The sequence below is a fragment of the Sphingomonas sp. SRI_018 genome (genome assembly GCF_057586275.1).
In genome coordinates this window covers 426,509-435,118 of the sequence record NZ_JBYCZO010000001.1, presented here as the reverse complement: position 1 = coordinate 435,118, position 8,610 = coordinate 426,509, and the positions used below count along the sequence as shown (strand labels likewise).

Genomic DNA, 8,610 nt, shown 5'->3' with positions numbered 1-8,610 from the left:
TCGATCGGCGGCTCCCGGCTGCGCGCCTGCGTCAACCGCCGCCGAGGAAATTCCCAACGCGCACCACAACATGCGGAAGGATGATCTTGGATAGGCGCACGATAAAACCAATTTGCTTTTTGGTATTGAATTGATTTTTCATCTATGACAATCTCGTTGCATGGGCGCGACGGAATGATAACGCTCCCATCATTGGGGAAGACAGCGATGGGCACGTCGCGCCGCGGCGCTTTGGCGATGGGATTGGGCGGAGCTGCCCTGGCCGGCCTGCCCCGGACGGCGGCAGCGCAGCCTCGGGCCCGCGCTCTCATCGTATCGACCTGGGATTTCGGTGCCGCCGCTAACGCCGCGGCTTATGCGCGATGGAAGGCGGGCGGATCGCTGCTCGACGCCATCGAAGCAGGCGCGCAGGTTCCCGAGGCGGATCCCGCCAATCACTCGGTCGGCCTCGGCGGCTATCCGGATCGCGACGGCCACGTGACGCTCGATGCCATCATCATGGACGATCGCGGCAACGTCGGCGCGGTCGCGGCGCTGGAGGATATCCTCCACCCGATCTCGGTCGCGCGGCGCGTGATGGAGAAGACGCCGCACACGATATTGGTCGGCGAAGGCGCCCGCCAGTTCGCGCTGGAACAAGGCTTCGCCACCACCCGCCTGCTCACGCCCGAGGCCGAGGCGGCGTGGCGCGAATGGCTCAAGACCGCGAAATACAAGCCGATCGTCAACATCGAGAACCAGCGCGGCACCGCGCTCGACCACGACACGCTGGGCATCCTTGCCTGCGCGCCCGACGGACGGTTGGCCGGCGGCTGCACCACTTCGGGCATGGCGTTCAAGCTGCGCGGCCGCGTGGGCGATTCGCCCCAGTCGGGCTGCGGCCTGCTGGTCGAGCCCGGCGTCGGCGCCGCCACCGCGACGGGCGTCGGCGAGGAAGTGACGCGGATCGCCGGCTCGGCGCGCGTGGTGGCGTCAATGCGCGCCGGCCTGTCGCCGATGGCCGCCTGCCGCGAGGCCGTCCAGCACATCGCCCGGCTGCGCGGCGACGCGGTCAAGGACGCGCAGGTCGCCTTCCTGGCAATCGACCGTCACGGCGCCGTCGGCGCCTACGCGCTGCAGCCGGGCTTCACCTACGCCGTCACCGACGAGAGCGGCGCCACCAGGGTTCAACCTGCCGACAGCCTCAACGGCGCGGCCGGCACGACATCGCCACACAAAAGATGATCAAAGGGGATCGACCATGAAATCCTTCCACGCGCTGCTGTTAGCCTCCACCTGCATCACCGGCCTATCTGCGATGCCCGCCATGGCGCAGGAGGCAGACGGCCCGACCCAGCTCGCGTCGAACGACGTCGCCGATCGCGAGATCGTCGTCACCGGCTCGCGGATCAACCGACCGAACACCACCGCCGCCGCGCCGATCCAGTCCGTCACCGCCGATTCGATCCGCGCCCAGGCCGCGGTGAACATCGAGGAAGTGATGAACCGGCTGCCGCAGATCGCGCCGGACAGCCAGCAGAACTACCAGGATTCGGACGGCCGCCAGCGCCTGAAGCTGCGCAACCTCGGCTTCGAGCGCACGCTGGTGCTGGTCGACGGCAAGCGCCTCGGCACGATGAACGGCGAGGACGTCAACATGATCCCGACCTCGCTGATCGAGCGGGTCGACGTGCTGACCGGCGGCGCCTCGGCGGTCTACGGCTCGGACGCGGTAGCCGGCGTCGTCAACTTCATCATGAAGCCGGACTTCGAGGGCGTCCAGCTCAACGCCAACTACAATTTCTACGCGCACGAGAACAAGCCGGGCCTCGTCTCCGAGGTCGCGAGCCAATACGGCTTCACCCAGCCCGCCAGGGGGAACGCCTTCGACGGCGGCCGCGTCGACCTGTCGCTGACGGCAGGCAAGAAGCTGTTCGACGACCGCTTCCACATCTCGGGCTATGTCAACTATCGCCAGGGCGACCTGGTCCCCTACATGTCGCGCGAGACCTCGGGCTGCCAGCTGAGCCAGGCGGTCAAGGACGGTCCCCTCACCTGCACCGTCTCTACCTACACCCCGAACGGCTATATCTCGCCGCGCACCGGCGCGAACGACGGCGCGCAATATGTCAACAATCCGGACGGCACCCGCACCTTCGTGCCCTATTCGGACGCGGTCGCGGCCAATCCCTATGACGGCTATTCCTTCCAGCGGCGGAACAAGCGCTGGAACGCCGGCGGCTTCACCTCCTTCGAGATCTCGAACGCCGTCGAGCTCTATGCCAATGTGATGTGGTTCCGCGACCGCTCGGCGAACCCCTATCCGGCGCGGGTGCTGAGCTCGACCGCCTATGGCGACGGCAGCACCCCGTATCAGGTGAACTGCGACAATCCGTTCCTGTCGGCGGCGCAGGCGTCGACGATCTGCGGCGCCGCCGCCGGCACCAGCACGATGGTGCCGATCGAGGTCCGCTACCGCTTCAACGGCGCCCCTGCCCTGGACGATCTCTATCTGAACAAGGGCACGCGCATCTCGGCGGGCGTGCGCGGCGAGTTCGCGAAGGGCTGGAACTACGACGTCGGCGGCGTCTACGCGCGCAACCGCCAGGACTGGTCCTGGGCCATGCCCGACTTCGACCGCGTCAACAACGCGCTGAACGTCGTCAACGTCAACGGCACCCCCGCCTGCGCCTCGGGCACCGCCGACGGCTGCCTGCCGTTCGATCCGTTCAGCGCCAATTCCCCGTACAACAACAGCGCGCTGTTCGATTATCTCGTCGAAGGCAGCTACGCCAACCAGACCACGATCAACACGCTCTACAACGTCGTCGCGACGGTGCAGGGCGATCTCGGCACCTATGGGATCAAGAGCCCGTGGGCCGAGCAGGGCCTGGCGGTCGCGTTCGGCGCCGAATATCGTGAGGACCAGCTGAAGGGCTATGCCGACGACCTCTGGCGCGAACGCTACGGCGGCACCGACCAGAGCCTCAGCCAGCATGCCTGGGAAGGCAATGTCGAGCTCCAGGCGCCGATCATCGAGAAGAAGCCGTTCGCAGAGCTGCTTCAGTTCAACGGCGCCTACCGCCTGTCGAAGTACAGCAGCAATCCCGACACCTTCTCGACGTGGAAGGCGGAGGCGATCTGGTCGCCGGTCCGCGACATCACCTTCCGCGGCTCGATCAACCGCGCCCAGCGCGCCCCGACCGTGGTCGAGGCCTTCCAGGGCAGCAACATCAGCTATGACCGGATCGTCCCGACCTTCAACGACATCTGCGCGCCGACAATCACCGGCTATACCACCGGTCCGAACGGTCAGCAGGTGCCGATCTACGGCGCTCCGCAGGCCTCGCAGGAGGTATGCCGCGCCACCGGCCTCGCCGACAGCCTCTACGGCAGCCCGACCCTGCTCTGCCCGACCGACATCGGCTGCACCGTCCGCCGCGGCGGTTTCACGGTCAATCCGGAGACCGCCTATACCAAGACGTTCGGCGTGCTGCTGCGGCCGCGCTTCATCAAGGGCCTGACCTTCTCGGTCGACCGCTTCCTGATCGATCTCAAGGACTCGATCGGCTACAACGACTACGACTATTTCTCGAACGGCTGCCTTGCCACCGGTCAGGAATTCTTCTGCAGCATGTTCGTGCGCAACGCGGACGGCACGCTGTACAGCAACCCGGGCACCAACCCCGCCACCGGCTTCCTCCGCGGCGGCACGACCAACTACTATAAGAGCAAGTCGCACGGCTGGGATTTCCAGGCCCAGTACAACCTCGGCCTCGGCGCCGCCGGCCGCCTGGACTTCGACTTCTCGGGCTCGCTGACCACTCTCGCCGGCGGCCAGGATTCGCCGATCCTGCCGAAGTACAACTGTGCCGGCTATTACGGCGGCGGCTGCGGCCAGCTGATCCCGAAGTGGACGCACAACCTGCGCGCGACCTACACCACCGCGGACCAGTTCTTCAGCGCCTCGCTCAACTGGCGCCACCTGGGGCCACTGACCAACGTCACCAACTCGGGCGATCCGAACCTCGGCTGGACGCCGGAGGGCGAGCGGACGACCTTCTATCGGATCGGCGCCTACGACTATTTCGACCTGGCGCTGAACTTCCGCGTGCAGAAGAGCTTCTCGTTCCGGATCGCGGCCAACAACATCCTCGACAAGACGCCGCCGATCCTGCCGAACTCGTACAGCTACGGCCTGTCGCGCAACAACACGCTGTCGGCGCGCTACGACTCGCTGGGCCGCCAGATCGCGGTCGGCGCCACCGTCAACTTCTGAACCCTCGCAGTTCCTCCCCGCTCGGCCTGCCTCTTCGGAGGCGGGCCGTTTTTTTTCGGAGAAGCTGCGCCGCCCAGAGTAATTTGCGGCTGTAGAGGGCTAGCCTAGCCTAGCAGTTGCTTCGCGAGGCTGGGGGCAGTCGGCCCGACGATCAGGTGAAGACGAGGACCACTGGCGACCGCCCGCACCCCGGCGGCCTTGAGCGCTTCGGCATCGACGGCACTGCTGTCGGTGATATCCAGGATCAACCGCGTGGCATTGGCCGACACCGATCTTATACCCGCGGGCTGCAGCACCTTGGCGATCGCCGCGGCATCGAGCGCGGGAACAGGTACAGGTCCTGCCGGAGCGGCGGCGAGCGCGTCGCGTATCTCGCCCGCGACCTGATCGGCGATCGGGCCCAGGATCACCTGCAGCCCGCCATCGGCAAGTCGCACGATCCCGCGCGCGCCGAGCGCCTTGAGCGCAGCATCGTCCGCCGCAGTCTGGTCCGCGACGACCAGCCGCAGGCGTGTGGTGCAGGCTCCGACCGACCGGATGTTGGCGCCACCGCCCAACGCCGCCACCATGTCCGCGCCGCGTCCTCGTCCAGTCGAGGCGGACGGTGTCGCAACCGCCTCGGCTTCACGGCCGGGCGTCTTCAGGTCGAAGCGGCGGATGCACCAGCTGAAGGTGAAATAGTAGATCGCGAAATAGGCCGCGCCGACCGGCAGCAGCAGCAGCGGCCGCGTCGACAGCCCATAGTTCAGGACATAATCGAACAGCCCCGCGGAGAAGCCGAAGCCGAGCTTCACCCCCAACAGGTTCATCACCGCCATCGACACGCCGGTCAGCACGGCATGGAGGAGGTAGAGCAACGGCGCCAGGAAGATGAAGCTGAACTCGATCGGCTCGGTCACCCCCGTCAGGAACGAGGTGAGCGCCAGGCTCAGCAGCAGGCCGCCGACCGCCTTGCGCCGTTCGGGCAGCGCATTGCGATACATGGCGAGGCAGGCGGCGGGCAGGCCGAACATCATCACCGGGAAGAAACCGGCCATGAAGGCGCCGGCGCTCGGATCGCCTGCGAAGAAGCGCTTGAGATCGCCCGTCGCGCCATGGAAGTCGCCGAGCAGGAACCAGGCGACGTTGTTGATGATGTGATGGAGGCCGGTGATCAGCAGCAGCCGGTTGAGCACGCCGAACAGGAACAGGCCGATCGGCCCTGCGCCCAGCACCCAGCGGCTCAGGCTGTCGACACCGCTCTCGAACCAGGGAAAGCCGAGCCCGAACAGCAGGGCTCCGATGAGGCCCGCGAAACCCGCCGCGATCGGCACGAAACGGCGGCCGCCGAAGAAGGCGAGATAATCGGGCAGCTTAATCGCGTAGAAGCGGTTGTAGAGCAGACCGGCGACGATGCCGGCGGAAAGGCCCGCCGGCACACTCAGCTTGGCGATCTCCTTGGCGCGCCAGACCGCCTGCTCCGCCGCAACCGCCGAGACGAGGTCGGGCGGGAGCGTGAGCAGCGTCTTGGCGCCCTCGACCGCGACGAGATAGGCGACCACGCCGGCCAGCGCCGCCGCGCCATGGTTCTCGCGCGCCAGCCCCACGGCGACGCCGGCCGCGAACAGCAGCCCCAGGTTCGAGAAGATCGCATCGCCCGCCGCGGTGATGAAGGCGATGTTCAGCACGTCGGGCTGGCCGAGGCGGAGCAGCAGCGCCGCGATCGGCAGCACCGCGATCGGCAGCATCAGCGCGCGGCCGAGCGGCTGGAGTCGGGCCAGTGCCGCGGATAGGTCGAGCTTCATCATATCGTCTCCCGCGCGATCGCGCGTACCTCGTCCGCCGACTCCGCCTCGCACGCCCGTTCGGCGAGCGCGACGCAGCGCTCCATCGTCAGCTCGCGCACCACTGCCTTCAGCCGCGGGATCGCGGCCGGCGTGGCGGAAAGCTCGGTGATGCCGAGGCCGATCAGGATCGGCGCCGCCAGCGGATCGGATGCGAGCCCTCCGCATACCCCGGCCCAGCGGCCAGCCTCGCGCGCGCCCTTCCCCACCTCCCGGATCAGCCGCAGCACGGCGGGATGCAATGCGTCGAGCCGCTGCGAGACGCCGGCATTGCCGCGATCGGCGGCGAGTGCATATTGGGTGAGATCGTTGGTGCCGATCGAGAGGAAAGCGGCCTCCCGCGCGATCTGACCCGCCAGCATCGCGGCCGCCGGGGTTTCGATCATCACGCCGAGCGGCGGGGCAACGATGCCAAGCTCGGCCGCGGTTTCCTCAAGCATCGCCCGCGCGGCGCGATAGTCCCCGAGATCGGCGACCATCGGCAGCATGATCCGGCATTGCTCGCCCGGCACGCCGCGCAGGATCGCGCGATATTGGAGCCGCATGAGGTCGGGCCGCGCGAGGCTCAGCCGCACGCCGCGCACGCCGAGCGCCGGATTCTCCTCGGCCGGCATCGGGAGGTAGGGCACCGGCTTGTCGCCTCCGATGTCGAGCGTGCGCACGATCAGCGGACGCTCGCCGAGCGTGGCGGCGATGCGGGCGTAGCAGTCGCGCTGCTCCTCCTCGTCCGGTGCGGTCTCGCGGTCGAGGAACAGGAATTCGGTCCGAAGCAGACCGCAGCCTTCCGCGCCCGCCTTCACCGCGGCGGCGGCATCGGCGGTCGATCCCAGATTGGCGAAGATCTCGATGCGCGTGCCGTCGGCCATGCGGCCTTCGCCATGCGCGGCTTCGAGCTCCGCCGCCCGACGCTCGCGCACGCGCGCCAACCGCTCGCTCGCGGCGGCGAGCGCCGGCGCATCGGGATCGGCAGCGATCGTGGCGGCGTCGGCATCGAGGATCACGGTTGCGCCCTCGACGATGTCGAGCACCGCGGGTCCCGCAGCGACGATCATCGGAATGCCGGCTGACGCTGCAAGGATCGCGACATGGGCGGTCGGCCCGCCCGCAGCGGTGCAGATGCCGGCGAGCCGGCCCTTGTCGAGCGCGAGGAATTGCGAAGGCAGCAGGTCCTCGGCAATCAGGATCGCATCGGGCGGCAGCGTCGGGACGGCCACCCCGCTTTCCCCCGTCAGTACGCCGATCACCTGCCGCTCGAGATCGGCGAGGTCGGCGACACGCTCCATCAGCAGCGGATCGCCGGTCGCCCGGATCGTATCAGCCGCCTGCCGGCTCGCCGCGCGCCAGGCGAAGGCGGCGCTGCGCCCTTCCGCGATCGCGTGCTCCGCCGTCGTGCCGAGCTCCGGATCGGCGAGCAGCGCGCGATGCGCCTCGGCGACCGCGGCGGCCGTGCCCGAGCCGCCTGCCAGCGCATCCGATACCTGCCGCAACGCATCGGCAAGCGCCGCGCGCTCCTGCGCGATGCCCCTGCCATCCACCGGCACCTCGATATCCACCGAACGAAGCTGCACCGCCTGCCCGATCGCGAGGCCCGGCGAAGCGCAGACCGGCCGTCCGGGCGGCGCAGGTGCCGCCGCGACGATCGGCTCTGCGGCCTCCTCCTTGGCGATGCGGTCGAGTAGCGCCGCGACCGCGTCGACCGCCGCCCGTGCATCGGCACCGCTGGCGGTGAGCGTAATGGTTTCGCCAAGCGTCGCGCCGAGACCGAGCAGCGCGACCGTGCTGCGCGCATTGGCGACATGCTTGCCGCGCCGGATCTCCACCTCCGCCACGAAGGGCTTGAGCGCGGCGGCGATCCGCGCGGCGGGACGGGCATGGATGCCGTGCGGCGCCGCCACGCGCAGCTCGCGTTCGTAGCGCTCGTCGGTTGCCGGCGTCGTCCCCGCCACCGACGGTGCTCCACCGGTAATGCGGGCTACCGCTTCCCCAGCAGCCACCTCGCGGCCGGGTCGGTCGACGGCGAGCGCATAGCCTTCGTTCGCCACCACCATCGGCGTGATGAGCGCCTTGGCGGCCTCGCCCACCGCGTCGAGATCGAAGGCGATCAGCGGATCGCCGGCGCGCACGGACGCGCCGGCCGCAACCTTGGGCGTGAAGCCCTTCCCCGCCAGCGCGACCGTCTCCAGGCCGATGTGGAGCAGCAGCTCCGCACCATTCTCCAGCCGCAGCGTCACGGCATGGGCGCTCGCCGGGATCGACAGCACAATGCCGTCGGCCGGCGCGCGGAGCAGGCCCTCGACCGGATCGATCGCGAAGCCGTCACCCATCATGCGCTCGGCGAACACCGGGTCCGGCACCTCGTCGAGCGGCGCCAGCCAGCCCGCGAACGGCGCGAGCAGGGCGATGCCGTCTCCCGCCCCCGTCACGCGATCGGCTCCGGCATTGCGCAGCATCGACGGACGATCGTGGGGATTGGGAACGGCATGGACATCAACTTACGCTGCTTTCACGGACAAAAAAGAAGGGCGGCGG

General features: G+C 68.5%; 4 protein-coding genes. 2 read left to right on the top strand and 2 right to left on the bottom strand.

Annotation, left to right across the window (positions count from 1 at the left end; all coding sequences use genetic code 11):
- Nucleotides 1-207: 207 nt before the first annotated feature.
- Together AC2YHA_RS02045 and AC2YHA_RS02040 are read left to right on the top strand one after the other, a co-directional pair.
- Entirely contained in the window at nucleotides 208-1,224 is a 1,017-nt protein-coding gene (locus AC2YHA_RS02045; RefSeq protein ID WP_487400177.1) for a glycosylasparaginase, read from the top strand.
- A gap of 16 nt (nucleotides 1,225-1,240) precedes the next feature.
- Nucleotides 1,241-4,258, top strand: coding sequence for a TonB-dependent receptor domain-containing protein (locus AC2YHA_RS02040; RefSeq protein WP_487400176.1), 3,018 nt, complete (start codon nucleotides 1,241-1,243; stop codon nucleotides 4,256-4,258).
- Nucleotides 4,259-4,362: 104 nt separating this feature from the next.
- On the opposite strand, the gene nagE is transcribed toward AC2YHA_RS02040, so the two are convergent.
- Together nagE and ptsP are read right to left on the bottom strand one after the other, a co-directional pair.
- Nucleotides 4,363-6,042, bottom strand: a complete 1,680-nt coding sequence (nagE, locus tag AC2YHA_RS02035) for an N-acetylglucosamine-specific PTS transporter subunit IIBC (RefSeq protein ID WP_487401683.1) — start codon at nucleotides 6,040-6,042, stop codon at nucleotides 4,363-4,365.
- Entirely contained in the window at nucleotides 6,042-8,531 is a 2,490-nt protein-coding gene (ptsP, locus tag AC2YHA_RS02030; RefSeq protein ID WP_487400175.1) for a phosphoenolpyruvate--protein phosphotransferase, read from the bottom strand. The genes nagE and ptsP overlap by 1 nt, the downstream gene beginning before the upstream one ends.
- Nucleotides 8,532-8,610 lie beyond the last annotated feature (79 nt).

Coding starts and splice junctions, on each gene's coding strand:
- AC2YHA_RS02045 (WP_487400177.1), top strand. CDS start 208: ATGGGCACGTCGCGCCGCGGCGCTTTGGCGATGGGATTGGGCGGAGCT.
- AC2YHA_RS02040 (WP_487400176.1), top strand. CDS start 1,241: ATGAAATCCTTCCACGCGCTGCTGTTAGCCTCCACCTGCATCACCGGC.
- nagE (WP_487401683.1), bottom strand. CDS start 6,042: ATGAAGCTCGACCTATCCGCGGCACTGGCCCGACTCCAGCCGCTCGGC.
- ptsP (WP_487400175.1), bottom strand. CDS start 8,531: ATGCTGCGCAATGCCGGAGCCGATCGCGTGACGGGGGCGGGAGACGGC.